The organism is Acidovorax sp. FG48, assembly GCF_057809085.1.
Genome location: NZ_JBMDJH010000002.1, coordinates 349,803 through 363,492, shown reverse-complemented (window position 1 = coordinate 363,492; position 13,690 = coordinate 349,803). Strand labels below are relative to the sequence as shown.

Annotated in this window: 13 protein-coding genes; 7 read left to right on the top strand and 6 right to left on the bottom strand. The window is 66.0% G+C overall.

Translation table 11 applies throughout. The features are described 5' to 3' along the window. The first annotated feature begins 158 nt into the window (after positions 1 to 158). On the top strand, positions 159 to 1,838 hold the full coding sequence (locus tag ACODSU_RS04705; protein ID WP_488840480.1) for a DUF6351 family protein: 1,680 nt from the start codon (positions 159 to 161) through the stop codon (positions 1,836 to 1,838). Between the two features lie 79 nt (positions 1,839 to 1,917). On the opposite strand, the gene ACODSU_RS04700 is transcribed toward ACODSU_RS04705, so the two are convergent. The 3 genes from ACODSU_RS04700 to ACODSU_RS04690 all read right to left on the bottom strand — a co-directional run bounded on the left by ACODSU_RS04700 (position 1,918) and on the right by ACODSU_RS04690 (position 3,572). Continuing rightward, on the bottom strand, positions 1,918 to 2,433 hold the full coding sequence (locus tag ACODSU_RS04700; RefSeq protein WP_110958627.1) for a hypothetical protein: 516 nt from the start codon (positions 2,431 to 2,433) through the stop codon (positions 1,918 to 1,920). Positions 2,434 to 2,529: 96 nt separating this feature from the next. Then, the gene (locus ACODSU_RS04695; RefSeq protein WP_015014032.1) at positions 2,530 to 2,781 is read right to left on the bottom strand and encodes a GlsB/YeaQ/YmgE family stress response membrane protein; all 252 of its coding nucleotides are present in this window, start codon (positions 2,779 to 2,781) and stop codon (positions 2,530 to 2,532) included. A gap of 83 nt (positions 2,782 to 2,864) precedes the next feature. After that, entirely contained in the window at positions 2,865 to 3,572 is a 708-nt protein-coding gene (locus ACODSU_RS04690; RefSeq protein WP_488840477.1) for an adenylate/guanylate cyclase domain-containing protein, read from the bottom strand. A gap of 160 nt (positions 3,573 to 3,732) precedes the next feature. On the opposite strand from ACODSU_RS04690, the gene ACODSU_RS04685 reads away from it, so the two are divergent. Further along, positions 3,733 to 4,182 (top strand): hypothetical protein, encoded by a 450-nt coding sequence (locus ACODSU_RS04685; protein ID WP_488840475.1) that lies wholly within the window; start codon positions 3,733 to 3,735, stop codon positions 4,180 to 4,182. 44 nt (positions 4,183 to 4,226) lie between these two features. Here ACODSU_RS04685 and ACODSU_RS04680 read toward each other — a convergent pair whose 3' ends face one another. After that, positions 4,227 to 4,814, bottom strand: coding sequence for a C40 family peptidase (locus ACODSU_RS04680; protein ID WP_488840474.1), 588 nt, complete (start codon positions 4,812 to 4,814; stop codon positions 4,227 to 4,229). Between the two features lie 196 nt (positions 4,815 to 5,010). Here ACODSU_RS04680 and ACODSU_RS04675 point away from each other — a divergent pair, with 196 nt between their 5' ends. The 4 genes from ACODSU_RS04675 to ACODSU_RS04660 all read left to right on the top strand — a co-directional run bounded on the left by ACODSU_RS04675 (position 5,011) and on the right by ACODSU_RS04660 (position 9,519). Further along, a complete protein-coding gene (locus ACODSU_RS04675; RefSeq protein WP_488840472.1) occupies positions 5,011 to 6,183 on the top strand; it encodes a PQQ-dependent sugar dehydrogenase in 1,173 nt (390 codons plus the stop codon). A 204-nt stretch (positions 6,184 to 6,387) separates the two neighbouring features. Further along, on the top strand, positions 6,388 to 7,917 hold the full coding sequence (locus ACODSU_RS04670; protein WP_309828836.1) for a thymidine phosphorylase family protein: 1,530 nt from the start codon (positions 6,388 to 6,390) through the stop codon (positions 7,915 to 7,917). A gap of 2 nt (positions 7,918 to 7,919) precedes the next feature. Then, positions 7,920 to 8,831 carry a ribose-phosphate diphosphokinase gene (locus ACODSU_RS04665; protein WP_488840470.1) on the top strand — a complete coding sequence of 304 codons (912 nt, stop codon included), beginning with the start codon at positions 7,920 to 7,922 and terminating at the stop codon, positions 8,829 to 8,831. 85 nt (positions 8,832 to 8,916) lie between these two features. After that, on the top strand, positions 8,917 to 9,519 hold the full coding sequence (locus tag ACODSU_RS04660; protein ID WP_137745505.1) for an isochorismatase family protein: 603 nt from the start codon (positions 8,917 to 8,919) through the stop codon (positions 9,517 to 9,519). Between the two features lie 86 nt (positions 9,520 to 9,605). Here ACODSU_RS04660 and chrA read toward each other — a convergent pair whose 3' ends face one another. Continuing rightward, positions 9,606 to 10,958 (bottom strand): chromate efflux transporter, encoded by a 1,353-nt coding sequence (gene chrA, locus ACODSU_RS04655; protein WP_488840467.1) that lies wholly within the window; start codon positions 10,956 to 10,958, stop codon positions 9,606 to 9,608. 185 nt (positions 10,959 to 11,143) lie between these two features. Here chrA and ACODSU_RS04650 point away from each other — a divergent pair, with 185 nt between their 5' ends. Continuing rightward, positions 11,144 to 13,129 carry a propionate--CoA ligase gene (locus ACODSU_RS04650; RefSeq protein WP_488840465.1) on the top strand — a complete coding sequence of 662 codons (1,986 nt, stop codon included), beginning with the start codon at positions 11,144 to 11,146 and terminating at the stop codon, positions 13,127 to 13,129. A gap of 51 nt (positions 13,130 to 13,180) precedes the next feature. Here the strand turns inward: ACODSU_RS04650 and ACODSU_RS04645 are convergent, their stop codons facing one another. Then, positions 13,181 to 13,627 carry a GNAT family N-acetyltransferase gene (locus ACODSU_RS04645; RefSeq protein ID WP_488840463.1) on the bottom strand — a complete coding sequence of 149 codons (447 nt, stop codon included), beginning with the start codon at positions 13,625 to 13,627 and terminating at the stop codon, positions 13,181 to 13,183. Between the last annotated feature and the right edge of the window lie 63 nt (positions 13,628 to 13,690).

Sequence of the window (13,690 nt, the reverse complement as noted above, 5' to 3'; positions counted from 1 at the left end):
GCCCGTTATCACAGGGCGCAAAGCCCTGCGATAGCAGCAAGGCCCTTCGCCCTCCAAAAAATCAGCGCACCTTCTTCTGCGACGCCCTGACGGCCGTCGCCGGGAATTCCTGCGCCGCTGGTTCAACCCCACAAGACCGATTCACCGAGGAGACCACCATGCCATCCCTGCCATTGGACACCCCCATCGCGCAACGCGTTGCGCTGCCCGCCGCCATGCTGCTGCCGTTATTGCTCAGTGCCTGCGGCGGCGGTAACGCCGTGCTGGTGACCGAGAGCGCCAACCCGGCCGCCGCTTGCGCCGCATTGAGCACCAACGCGCAGCTCAGCAACACCAGCTTGTCCACCAGCTATGTGCCACCCGGCACGCGCCGCCCCGGTGGCGCTGCGACGGGCGACTTTTTGCCCGGGCACTGCGTGGTCACGGGCGCCATCAACCCGCGTGCGGGTGTGGATGGCAAGAACTATGCGATCGGTTTTCAGCTCAGCCTGCCCGACCGGTGGAACGGGCGCTTTCTGTTCATCGGCGGGGGCGGCAACGACGGCGTCCTGCGCGACACCTCGCTCAGCTCCAGCATTTCGGGCGGCACGCCGTCGCCGCTGGGGCAGGGCTTTGCGGTGGTGTCCACCGATGCGGGCCATACCGGCACCAGCGCCAGCTTTGGCGCCGACCCGCAGGCGCGCATCGACCATGCCTACAACTCCTACGACAAGACAGCCGTGGCCTCCAAGTCGCTCATCAGCACGCGCTACGGCCGCAAGCCGGACTACTCGTACTTCTCGGGCTGCTCAGGCGGTGGGCGCCAGGGCATGATGTTTTCGCAGCGGTTTCCGGACTACTTTGACGGCATCACCGCGGGGGCGCCCGCGATGCGTGTGTCGAGCGGCGCCACCGTGGCCGCGATGTGGAACACCATCCAGTTCAACGCGATTGCACCGCAGGATGCCAGTGGCAACCGCATCCTCTCCAAGGCCTTCAGCAACAGCGACCTCAAACTGGTGGCCACTGCAGTCAATGCCACCTGCGACGCCGCCGACGGCGTGGTGGACGGCCTGGCCCAGAACGTCAATGCCTGCAAGGCGTTCGACCCCGCCGTGCTGCAATGCACGGGCGGCAAGACCGACAGCTGCCTATCGTCTGCCCAGGTGGGCGCGCTCAAGAGCGTGTTTGCCGGGCCCCGTAACTCTGCCGGCAAGGCGCTGTACACCGGCCAACCGTGGGACGCCGGGCTGGCGGCACCGGGCTGGCGGTCGTGGACGCTGGGCAACTCGACCACGGCCACGCCCGATGCGCGCTACATCACGTTGATGGTGGATGCACTGGTCAACGAGTTCTTCACACCGCCCGATCTGTCGTTCAACCCGCTGGCGTTCAACTTCGACACCGACCCTGCACGCATGGCAGCATACTCGGCCATCTACGACACCTACGCCGACGACAAGCTGGCGGCCTACAAGCAGCGCGGCGGCAAGCTGTTGTTCATCCACGGCATGTCCGACCCGATCTTCTCGGCGTTTGACACCGTGGACTACTACGAACGCCTGGCGGCCAACAACGGGGGTGTGGCGGCGACGCAGAGCTTTGCGCGGACCTTTCTGGTGCCGGGCATGAACCACTGCTCGGGCGGTCCGGCTACCGACAACTTTGACTCGATCCAGACCATGGTGGACTGGGTGGAGAAGGGCATCGCACCGCAAAGCATTGCGGCCAAGGCGCTGCCCACCAACACCGACTTCCCCAACCGCACGCGTCCGCTGTGCCCCTACCCGCAATTTGCCAAGTACAAGGGCTCGGGCAGTGTGGAAGATGCCAGCAGCTTTGTCTGCTCGGCCAGTTGACGTGCAGCCGGTACGGCGTCGCTACGAAGAAAAAAGGGCCCCCGGGCCCTTTTTTCTTGTTGCCACCTGGCTCGGGGAGTCAGTGTTTTACCGCAGAGGCTGACGCCGGCGGCGGCAAGCGCAGTTGGGCCTGCTGCACCACACGGATGCAGTCGCGCAAATGCTGCTCCCCCAGGTAGCGCAGGGTGGCGTAGCCAATGGTCGCCGCCACTGCCTGGCCCGCCAAAGGCACGTATTTGGCGACCTGCTTGGTGCTCAGCCGCAGCCCCACAGTCTGGGTGGCCCGCAGGACCAGTTCGCGGGTGATCAGCTTGCCGATGAGCACCGACCCCACCAAGCCCACCGCCTTTTGCACCTGCTCCCGCTTTTTGGGGTCCAGCTGGTCGATCTGCTCGGCTGTGAGGCCGAACTCAGCGTTGATCTGGGGGATCAGGCGGGAGAGCAGGGCGGCATCCACGGCCCAGTCCAGCCCCGGCACCGGCACCACGCTGGCCGCTGCTGCCACCACCGCGCGGCGGTGCAGCAGCTTGCGGGCGCGGCGCACGGCCGCAGCCAGTTCAGGGTCTCCGGCAGCCATTTGCAGTGAGGTGGGCATGGGTGGCAATTTGAAAGAGGGTGGGTGGACGAACGTGGGTGTTTAAGAACAGGTTCTAAGCACCGATGTGGGCAGCTCAGCGCGTTTTATCAAGTCTCAAGACTTGCCCTTGACCAGGCCATACACCACCAGCAGGGCGACGGCTCCGAGCACCGAGGCAATCCAGCCAGCGCTGTCCCCCTGCGCATACCAGCCCAGGGCCATACCGACATAGCTGGCCAGAAAAGAGCCTGCAATACCCAGCAACGCCGTCATGATCCAGCCCAGCTTGTCGTCCCCGGGTTTGACGGCCCGGGCGATCAGGCCCACCACCAAACCAATCAGCAACATCCCCAGCAATGACAGCATGTTTTTCCCCTTGATAGTTGGTTCAGACGATGGAGTCACTTTACAGATCGGGCAGTCCAAATGCTGTCGGACAATGCCCCCTGTCAGCGTCCCGCAGGCGGGGATGGGCTGGGGTTTGGGGCGGCCGAGGGATGCAAGGGGCGGTCAAAAAGGCAGCGATCAAAGCGGTAAGCGTGCAATTCCATCCCCGATATCTGGTGGTCGGTGCGTGAGCACACATAGCGCCCCGTGGGCAGGCTGCCCCAGGCCGCCTCGGTGAGCAGGATCTCGTTGGCCATGGCAATGTCTTCGCCCAGTTTGCAGGCGCAGTTCATTTCGGGGCCAAACAGGTCTTCGCGCGCAATCACCAGGGTGGGGCCAAAGCCAATGCCTGCGCTCACGTTCAGCGCCCGCTCGGGGGGGAGCACGGTGTTCATGGCGCTCAGGGCACGCAGGGTGTCCAGGGCAGCCTCCAGCGCTTGCTCGGGCGTGGCGAAGACTGCAAACAGGTTGTCGGCCTCCTGCTTGATGACCTCGCCGCCGTTGCCCTCGATGGCCGGGCGCGCCGCCTGCTCCATCTGGTGAATCATCGCCAGGAAATGGATGATGCCGTGGCGCTGGGTGATGCGGGAGAAGCCGCACATGTCCAGCACCAGGATGGCGACACTGCGCACAAACGCCTGTTCAATGGCGGCGTCAATCGCCCCGGTGCCGCTGGTTGGGGTCTGGTTGCGCTCTGACAGCAGGCGCCGGAGATAGCCCTTGTCGTGTGCAGTCGCAGCATCGGGGGGCAGCGCGGGGGTGTGGTGCATGGCAACGCCCTGTGGGTGGTGTCCGACATGGTAGCGCGGCCGGTGCTGGCGCCGCGCAGGTTGCGCCCGGGGCTACAGTGAGGCTCGTAAAGGGCGGTGGGGTGCTTGTCGTACCCACCACTGCCGCAGACTTCTCTCAAGACAGAAAGGTGTACCCACCATGTTCACTATGTCATCCACCCCATTCATTTCGTACTCCGTCGCACCGGCTGGGGCCCAGCGCTCGTTATGGAGTCGGTTGGTGGCTCGCGCGGCCGCCGTATTGGTAGCCGCCATGGCCTTGGGCGGTGTACTGTCGTTTCCTACTGCCGCCCAGGCGCAAAGCGACGAAGCATCCCTGGCGCGCGGTGCCGTGCCTGACACCACGCCGCAGCAGCGCTACCAGTCGGCCATTCGTGAAGCGGGGGGCGGGCTCAAGGTAAGCCTGGAAGAGTGCCGGGCCATACCGACGGCGGAGCGCAAGCGGTGTGAGTCCGAGGCCCGGGCGCGATATCAGTCGGACATGGCAGCAGCCAAGGCACTGCTGCGGGGCGATCCGTCTGCAGGGCCGGTCAATGTGACTGGCGGCCCGATCCGCAGCACCGAGACGGTGTACGTGGTCAAGCCCTGATCACCACGGCCCGCCAATGGGGGAAGCCGGGAGCGTTTTACGATTTATTTCTGCGCCTGGGGCGCCTGGGCGCTCTCGACACCTTCGCCCGGCGTCACACGGCGCGCGCCATTGAAGCGGCGTGCCCAGTAGGCGACGCCCATGTCTTCCACCCGGACCTCCGAGCCGCTGCGGGGCGAGTGGATGAACTTGCCGTCCCCCACATAAATGCCCACATGGCTGAAGTTGCGGCGCATGGTGTTGAAGAACACCAGGTCGCCGGGTTGCAGCTCTTTCTTGTCGATGACCTGGGTGGCGGCTGCCTGCTGATCAGCACGGCGGGGCAGCAAAAGCCCTACCGTCTGCTCGTAGATAGCGCGCACAAAGCCGCTGCAGTCAAAGCCGGTCTCGGCACTGTTGCCGCCACGCTTGTAGGGCACACCCAAAAAACCCATGGCGTTGACCACCAGGTCACCCGCGCGGCCCGCCACGGTCTGGGCCTTGTCAGCCACCTTGTGGCTCACGTCTTCGAGTCGGGTAAACAGCCCTTTGTCCGCGAGCAAGCGGTCCATATCGTCAGAATTGGTGCCCTGGGGCGCAGCATGCGCTGCGCTGGCGCAGGCAAGGATGAGGGTGCATAACCATCTGGACATGGGGGCGAAGGGTACCACGATATGGTTATTTATAAAAAATAATCGTTTTTACAAGCTGTTGATTTCATTCAGATAAATCGGTGGTTCCAGCCTTTTCACAGGCAACTGCAGCTCGCAAGATGTGCGCCAGATGGGGGCTGTACCGCGCTGGTGCAGGACGTAAAGCATGGCCCGGGAATACAAGGAGGTTGAAGGCATGGGTTGGACACCAAATCGGCCGGTAGCGCCGTTGCACAAAGCGCAGCTAGCTCTGTTTTTGATAGTGACGGGCGCGCAGACCGGCGCCCATGCCCAAAATGCGCCCGCCCCTGTGCCATCGGTGTCGCTGGTGCCCGTTGCCACCGGTCTGGCGCATCCCTGGGCGGTGGCCTTTTTGCCCGGCGGGCAGTTTTTGGTGACCGAGCGCCCGGGGCGCCTGCGCGTGGTCAGTGCAACGGGGCAGGTGGGGCCTGCGCTGGCAGGGGTCCCGCCGGTGGCAGCGGGCGGGCAGGGCGGCCTGCTGGACGTGGTGACCGACAACGACTTTGCCCGCACCCGCCGTATCTACTTCTGTTTTGCCGAGCCCGCCGTCGGTGGCACGGCGGGCAACAGCGCGGCGGTGGCGCGCGCCACCCTGTCGGCAGATGCCAGCAGACTGCAGGACATGCGCATCATCTTCAGCCAGCGGCCCAAGGTCGAGAGCGCGCTGCACTTTGGCTGCCGCATTGCCCAGGCCAGTGATGGCAACCTGTTTGTGGCGTTGGGCGAGCGCTACCACCGCAAGGACGACGCCCAAAAGCTCGACAACCACCACGGCAAGGTCATACGCATCACCCCGGGCGGAGCAGCGCCGCCCGACAACCCCTACGTGAAACAGCCCGGCGCGTTGCCCGAGATCTGGAGCTACGGCCACCGCAATCCCCAGGGCGCCACGATAGGTCCCGACGGAAAATTGTGGATGCACGAACATGGCCCGCAGGGCGGTGACGAAATCAATCTGCCCCAGCCTGGGCGCAACTACGGCTGGCCGGTGATCACCTACGGTGAGAACTATGGCGGCGGCAAGATGGGCGAAGGCACAACGCGCGCAGGCATGGAACAGCCGCTGCACCAGTGGACACCGTCCATCGCCCCCTCGGGCATGGCGTTCCTGACCAGCACGCGCTACGGCGCGGCGTGGCAGGGCAGCCTGTTTGTCGGGTCGCTCAAGTTTGGCACCCTGCACCGGCTGGAGGTGGCGGGTGGCAAGGTGCAGAAGGAAGAACGGCTGTTGCAAGGCAACGGTGAGCGCATTCGCGACGTGCGCCAGGGGCCCGACGGCCTGCTGTACCTGTTGACCGACAGCCCGCAAGGGCGCTTGCTGCGGTTGCAGCCCGCTGCGGCGCCGTGACCGGTTTTGCTTGACGCACATCAAGCAAGTCCGGAGATGAGAGCCCGAACCCGCTGACCCGGGGTGATCCCGCAGCCTGTGCGGGCATTTTCGGTATAGGCTGGTGCGATGCACGCTGAGCCCACCACCTCGTCACCTACCGCTCCCTTGGTCAACCCGAGCGTCGCCTCGGCCGACCCCGCAGGCACGCAGTCCCGCTCCCAGCTGGCCTTGCGCCGCGTGGCCATAGACACCTGGCGCGAGAACGTCGCCTACCTGCACCGCGACTGCGCCGTATATCGTGCCGAGGGCTTCCAGGCCCTGTCCAAGATCGAGGTGCGCGCCAACGGCCGCCGCATTCTGGCCACGGTCAACGTGGTGGACGACCTCGCCATCGTGGGCTGCAATGAACTGGGCCTGTCGGAAGACGCGTTTGCCCAGCTGGGCGTGGACAACGGCCATACCGTGTCGGTGGCCCAGGCCGAGCCGCCCGAGTCCATGGGTGCGCTGTTCCGCAAGATTGCCAGCGAGCGCCTCACGCGCGAGGACTTTGGCGCCATCGTGCGCGACATTGCCGACCACCGGTATTCCAAGATCGAACTCACCGCCTTTGTGGTGGCCTGCCACCGCAGCGAGCTGGACCGGGAAGAAGTTTTCTTTTTGACCGACGCCATGGTGAACAGCGGCCGGCGCCTGGACTGGCACGAACCACTGGTGGTGGATAAGCACTGCATTGGCGGCATCCCCGGCAACCGCACCACCATGCTGGTGGTGCCCATCGTGGCGGCGCACGGCATGCTGTGCCCCAAGACCTCGTCACGCGCCATCACCTCGCCCGCTGGCACGGCCGACACCATGGAGGTGCTGGCCAAGGTGGAGCTGCCGCTGGAGCAACTGGCCGACATCGTGCGCGACTACCGGGGCTGCCTGGCCTGGGGCGGCACCGCCAACCTGTCGCCCGCGGATGATGTGCTGATTTCGGTGGAGCGGCCACTCTCCATCGACTCGGCCGGGCAGATGGTGGCGTCCATCCTTTCGAAGAAGGTAGCCGCCGGGGCCACCCACTTGGTGCTCGACATCCCGATCGGCCCCACGGCCAAGGTGCGGTCCATGCCCGACGCGCAACGCCTGCGCCGCCTGTTTGAATATGTGGCGCGGCGCATGGGCCTGTCGCTGGACGTGGTTATCACCGACGGCCGCCAGCCTGTGGGCCAGGGCGTGGGCCCGGTGCTGGAGGCCCGCGATGTGATGCGTGTGCTGCAAAACGACCCCCGCGCGCCCGACGACCTGCGGCAAAAGGCACTGCGCCTGGCCGGGCGCCTGATCGAGTGCGACCCCGATGTCCGCGGCGGCGACGGCTACGCGATTGCGCGTGACATCCTCGACTCGGGCCGGGCCTTGGCGCGCATGAACGCCATCATCGCCGCCCAGGGCGCCACGGGGTTTGACCACAACCACCCAGCGTTGGGTGCGCTGACGCTGGATGTGGTGGCACCCGCCAGCGGCGTGGTGGCGGGCATCGACAACTACCAGATCGCCCGCGTGGCGCGGCTGGCCGGTGCGCCCAAGGTGCCGGGCGCCGGGGTGGACCTGATGCACAAGCTGGGCGACACCGTGGCCGCTGGCGACCTGCTGTACCGCGTGCATGCCAGCTACCCGGCCGACCTGGAGTTTGCGCGCCACGCGTGCGAGCGGGACAGCGGCTACCGCCTGGGCACGGCCGACGAGGTGCCGCGCGTGTTTGTGGAGTTCTGACCATGTCTGCGCCACAAGCCTCCTGTCTGCTGTACTTTGACGATGAAGAAGCACCCGCCTTGCGCCTGTCACAGGCTGCAGGCCTGCCCGCCCAGGCCATTGAACGCCACCGCTTCCCCGATGGCGAACTCAAGCTGCGCCTGCCCGTGGATGCCGCAGGCCAGTTGCCACGCCAAGCCGTGCTGCTGCGTAGCCTGCACCAGCCCAACGAAAAACTGGTGGAGCTGCTGCTGGCTGCCCGCACCGCCCGCAGCCTTGGCGTGCAGCACCTCACGCTGGTGGCGCCGTACCTGGCCTACATGCGGCAGGACATCGCGTTCCACCCCGGCGAGGCCGTGAGCCAGCAGGTGGTGGGCGGGTTTCTGGCCGGGCTGTTTGACGCCGTCATCACTGTGGACCCGCACCTGCACCGCATCGACCGGCTGGAGCAGGCCATCCCCGTGCCGCAGGCGGTGGTGCTCAGCGGCGCCGAGCCGCTGGCCGACCTGATCGCCCAGCGCCGCCCCAATGCGTTGCTGGTGGGCCCCGATGGCGAATCCGCCCAATGGATTGCCCAGGCCGCCGCGCGCCACGGCTTTGACCATGCCGTGTGCACCAAGGTGCGCCATGGCGACAGCAATGTCGCTATAGAGTTGCCCGCCCTCAACGCCCAAGGCCGGGCCGTGGTGCTGCTGGACGACGTGGCCAGTACCGGCCGCACGCTGGCGCTGGCCGCCCGGCTGCTGCTGCAGGCGGGGGCCGCCTCGGTGGACGTGGCCGTGACGCATGCGTTGTTTGCGGGCGATGCATTGCAGGCGATGCACGACGCCGGGGTAGGGGAGGTGTGGAGCACGGACTGCATTCCGCACCCCAGCAACGCGGTGGCCATGGCCGGGCCGCTGGCGGCGGCGCTGCGGTCGGTCCTGGCTGCATAACCGGCGCCGCCGGGCTGCGACAATGCGCCATTCCCCTGCGCCCCGTCCCGGCCAGCGCATTCCAGAACATACGATCGAACACACCATGCTGCTTGACGCCACCGAATCCCAACTCGTCCTGGTCGATTACCAGGAGCGCCTGATGCCCGCCATCCACGAAGGCCCCGCCGTGCTGGCCAACGCCCGCCGCTTGGCCGAGATCGCCCGCATGCTGGACGTGCCCGTATGGGGCACCGAGCAAAACCCCTCGCGACTGGGCGCCAACGACGCAGCGCTCCGCGCCCTGTGCCAAAAGACCTTGGCCAAGATGCACTTCAGCGCTGCCGAAGAAGGCCTGGGCGAATGGCTGCGCCCCCCGGCCAAGCCCCAGGGCGGCAACGCACGCAGCCTGCCCAAACACCTGCAAAAGCCCGCCCAGCAGGCGCCCGAGCGCGGCACCATCGTCATCGCCGGGTGCGAAGCCCATGTGTGCCTGCTGCAGACCGCGCTGGACCTGATCGACGACGAGTTTGAAGTCTGGGTGGTGACCGACGCCTGCGGCTCGCGCACCGAACGCAACCGCGACGCCGCCTTCGACCGCCTGGCCGGCGCAGGTGCCGAGCTGGTGACCACCGAGATGGTGGCATTTGAATGGCTGGGCAGCTGCGAGCACCCTGCGTTCAAGGACGTGCTCGGGCTGATCAAATAACCAGTTTTTGAGCCAAATCGGCTGCTAGCGCACGATTTTCAAGCGCTAGCAGCTATCAAAATCATAGTGGTTGGTGTGAATTCCGGTCAGGCGAAGTAGGGCACGGCCACCTTGACCAGCAACCCCGCCACCGCACAGCCGCCCAGCAGCGGCATGACGCCCAGCTTGAAGCGGAACAGCGCCACCAGCGCCCCCACCGCGATGACGGCCGACACGGCATCAAAGCGGCCACCAAAGCCCTGCGGCCACAGCAGGTGGTAGGCAAAAAACAGCGCCAGGTTCAGGATCACGCCCACCACAGCGGCTGTGATCGCCGACAGCGGCGCCGTAAAGCCCAGCTTGCCGTGCGTGGCTTCCACCAGCGGGCCGCCCGCCAGGATGAAGATGAACGAGGGCAAAAAGGTCACAAAGGTCACGACCGTGGCCGCCGCCACGGCGCCTGCGAACAGTGAGTCCTGCCCCCACACCTGCTGCAGCCAGCCGCCCACAAAACCGACAAACGCCACCACCATGATCAGCGGGCCGGGCGTGGTCTCGCCCAGGGCCAGCCCATCGATCATTTGCGGGCCGCTGAGCCACTGGTAGTGCTCCACCGCGCCCTGGTACACATAGGGCAGGACGGCATACGCGCCGCCAAAGGTGAGCATGGCCGCCTTGGTGAAGAACCAGCCCATCTGCGTGAGCGTGCCTTGCCAGCCCTGCGTAGCCACCAGCAGGCCCATGGCCGCCAGCCACAGCCCCAGCCCCGCCAACAATACCTTGACCAGGTGGACGCGGGAGAAGCGCGCATGGGTGGGCGTTGGCGTGTCGTCATCGATCAGGGCCGGGCCATAGCCCTGGTGGGCGTTGGCATGGCCGCCCCCCAGCGCAAACACGGCGGGCCAGCGCTGCGCGCCAAAGTAGCCGATCAGCCCGGCCGCCAGCACGATGGCCGGGAAGGGCGTGTCGAACGCAAAGATGGCCACAAACGACGCGGCAGCAATGCCCCACATCCAGCCGTTCTTGAGCGCGCGGGTGCCGATGCGGTGCGCCGCATGCAGCACCAGCGCCGTCACGGCGGGCTTGATGCCATAGAAGATGCCTGCCACCACGGGCACGTCGCCAAAGCGCAGGTACACCCACGACAACCCGATCAGGATGAACAGCGAAGGCAGCACGAACAGCGCCCCCGCCACGATGCCGCCCCAGGTGCGGAGCATGAGCCAGCCGATGTAGGTGGCCAGCTGCTGCGCCTCGGGGCCGGGCAGCAGCATGCAGTAGTTGAGGGCGTGCAAGAAGCGGTTTTCGCTGATCCAGCGGCGCCGCTCCACCAGCTCGGCGTGCATGATGGCGATCTGGCCAGCCGGCCCGCCAAAGCTGATGAACCCGAGCTTGAGCCAGAACAAAAAGGCTTCGCGGAAAGGGACGGAGGTGGGGGCCGGGGGCTGCGCTGTTTGCATGGCCCCGGAGTGTGACAGGCCTGTGTGACGCTTGCCGACATATCCATATTCCAGGGGCACTTCGAACCCTTGTGGCAGCGAACAAGGCACGCCACGTCAGCTTGCCGCAAGCCCGTCATGAATAATTATGAATTCAAAACCTGCTGTCCTGGCAGGGCGAGAGAGATGCCGAGGAGACTCCCACAATGACCGCACACAGCACCTACGCCGACTTCTACCGCCAGTCCATCGAGCACCGCGACACCTTCTGGAGCGAGCAGGCGAAGTTGATCGACTGGAAGACGCCCCCGCAGCAGGTGTGCGACTACAGCAACCCGCCGTTTGCCAAATGGTTTGTAGGCGGCACCACCAACCTGTGCCACAACGCGGTAGACCGCCATCTGGCCACGCGCGCCAGCCAGGCGGCGCTGGTGGCGATATCGACAGAAACCGACACCGAACGCAGCTACAGCTTTGCCGAGCTGCATGCCGAGGTGCAGCGCATGGCGGCCGTGCTGCTGTCGCTGGGCGTGAAGAAGGGCGACCGCGTGCTCATCTACATGCCCATGATTGCCGAGGCCGCGTTTGCCATGCTGGCCTGCGTGCGCATTGGCGCTCTGCATTCGGTGGTGTTTGGCGGCTTTGCCTCGGGCTCGCTGGCCTCGCGCATCGAAGATGCCGAGCCGGTGGCCGTGGTCAGTGCTGATGCCGGGTCGCGCGGCGGCAAGGTGGTGCCGTACAAGCCGCTGCTGGACGAAGCCATTGCGCTGTCCAAACACAAGCCCGCGGCGGTGCTGATGGTGAACCGGGGCCTGGCGCCCATGCACCTGCAGGCGGGTCGCGACCATGAGTGGGCGCCGCTGCGCGAGCAGCACCTGAACACCGTGGTGCCATGCGAGTGGGTGGAATCGACCCACCCCAGCTACACGCTGTACACCAGCGGCACCACCGGCAAGCCCAAGGGCGTGCAGCGCGACACGGGCGGCTACACCGTGGCGCTGGCGGCGAGCATGAAGCACATCTTTGATGCCAAGGCGGGGGATGAGGTTTTCACCGCCGGGCCGCCCCAAGGTGAAAACGCGGCCCCCTCGGGGGGCAGCGACCCGCGCGAGCGGCGGAGCGTGGGGGTCTTTTTCGCGACCAGTGACATCGGCTGGGTGGTGGGCCACAGCTACATTGTTTACGGCCCGCTGATCGCGGGCATGACCACCATCATGTACGAAGGCCTGCCCACGCGGCCCGATGCGGGCGTGTGGTGGAGCATTGTCGAGAAGTACCAGGTCACGCACATGTTCTCGGCCCCCACGGCGGTGCGGGTGCTCAAGAAGCAGGACCCGGCCTACCTCGCCAAATACAACGTGAAAAGCCTCAAGGCCCTGTGGCTGGCGGGCGAGCCGCTGGACGAGCCCACCGCCCAGTGGATCAGCGACGCGCTGCAAGTGCCCATCATTGACAACTACTGGCAGACTGAAACCGGCTGGCCCATTCTGACCCTGGCCAATGGCGTGGAAAAACAAACCACACGTTTCGGCAGCCCGGGCAAGTCCATGTACGGCTACGGCGTGAAGCTGATCGATGAGGCCACGGGGGAAGAGCTGACAGGCTCCAACCAGAAAGGCGTGGTCGCCATCGAAGGCCCGCTGCCCCCCGGCTGCATGCAGACCGTGTGGCGCGACGACGCCCGCTTTGTGAACACCTACTGGAAGAGCATCCCCGGCCGCCTGATCTACAGCACGTTCGACTGGGGCATCCGCGATGCGGACGGCTACCACTTCATCCTGGGCCGCACGGACGATGTGATCAACGTGGCCGGCCACCGCCTGGGCACGCGCGAGATCGAGGAGAGCATTGCCTCCCACCCCAACATTGCCGAAGTGGCCGTGGTGGGCGTGGCCGACAGCCTGAAAGGTCAGGTGGCGATGGCGTTTGCCGTGGCGCGCGATGCGTCAGGGCTTACCGATGACGCTGCACGGCTCAAGCTCGAAGGCGAGGTGATGAAGCAGGTGGACCACCAGCTCGGCGCCGTGGCGCGGCCGTCGCGCGTGTACTTTGTGACCGTGCTGCCCAAGACCCGCAGCGGCAAGCTGCTGCGTCGCGCCCTGCAGGCCGTGGCCGAGCGGCGCGATCCAGGCGACCTGACAACGATGGAAGACCCGGCGGCGCTGCAGCAGGTGAAGGACCTGGTGGGCTGAGTGCAGGCCAGCGCCAACCAGCAGGGCGGGCGCCGTGCTGGTCCTGCCGAGTCACTGCGGTGGCTTGGCCACAAACGCCTGTTTGCCGTGCCGGTCAAACCCCGCCTGCTCGTAAAAACGCAGGGTGTGTTCGTCCTTGCGGCCTGTCATCAGCATGACCTTGTAGCAGCGCTCTCGCCAGGCATGGGCCAGGGTGTGCTGCAGCAGCGCGCGCCCCCAGCCCTGATTGCGATGGGCTGCGTGGGTCACTACGTTCTCGATGACGCCATAGGGGCGGCAGGCGCGCGTGAGGTTGGGGATGATGGTCAGCGTGCAGGACGCGACCAACAGGGCCTCATCCCACCCTCCAAAGTACCGAATGCGTGGGTTGGCGAGCGCTTCGGTCCATACGGCTTGCACCTCGGGTCCAGAGGGCAGCGGGTCGTCATGCTCGTGCAGGTGGGTGTACAGGCCAAGCAGAGGGGCAAGGTCTTCGGCGCCGAGTTCGCGGATGTTCAAGGCCTGCCTCCAGGGGACGAAGAGAATGCTTGGTTACTACCAAAACCATAGCTGCCAGCGCAT

What these genes read in the sequence shown, in the direction of transcription:
- ACODSU_RS04705 (WP_488840480.1), top strand. Translation starts at nt 159, where the DNA reads ATGCCATCCCTGCCATTGGACACCCCCATCGCGCAACGCGTTGCGCTG.
- ACODSU_RS04700 (WP_110958627.1), bottom strand. Translation starts at nt 2,433, where the DNA reads ATGCCCACCTCACTGCAAATGGCTGCCGGAGACCCTGAACTGGCTGCG.
- ACODSU_RS04695 (WP_015014032.1), bottom strand. Translation starts at nt 2,781, where the DNA reads ATGCTGTCATTGCTGGGGATGTTGCTGATTGGTTTGGTGGTGGGCCTG.
- ACODSU_RS04690 (WP_488840477.1), bottom strand. Translation starts at nt 3,572, where the DNA reads ATGCACCACACCCCCGCGCTGCCCCCCGATGCTGCGACTGCACACGAC.
- ACODSU_RS04685 (WP_488840475.1), top strand. Translation starts at nt 3,733, where the DNA reads ATGTTCACTATGTCATCCACCCCATTCATTTCGTACTCCGTCGCACCG.
- ACODSU_RS04680 (WP_488840474.1), bottom strand. Translation starts at nt 4,814, where the DNA reads ATGTCCAGATGGTTATGCACCCTCATCCTTGCCTGCGCCAGCGCAGCG.
- ACODSU_RS04675 (WP_488840472.1), top strand. Translation starts at nt 5,011, where the DNA reads ATGGGTTGGACACCAAATCGGCCGGTAGCGCCGTTGCACAAAGCGCAG.
- ACODSU_RS04665 (WP_488840470.1), top strand. Translation starts at nt 7,920, where the DNA reads ATGTCTGCGCCACAAGCCTCCTGTCTGCTGTACTTTGACGATGAAGAA.
- ACODSU_RS04660 (WP_137745505.1), top strand. Translation starts at nt 8,917, where the DNA reads ATGCTGCTTGACGCCACCGAATCCCAACTCGTCCTGGTCGATTACCAG.
- chrA (WP_488840467.1), bottom strand. Translation starts at nt 10,958, where the DNA reads ATGCAAACAGCGCAGCCCCCGGCCCCCACCTCCGTCCCTTTCCGCGAA.
- ACODSU_RS04650 (WP_488840465.1), top strand. Translation starts at nt 11,144, where the DNA reads ATGACCGCACACAGCACCTACGCCGACTTCTACCGCCAGTCCATCGAG.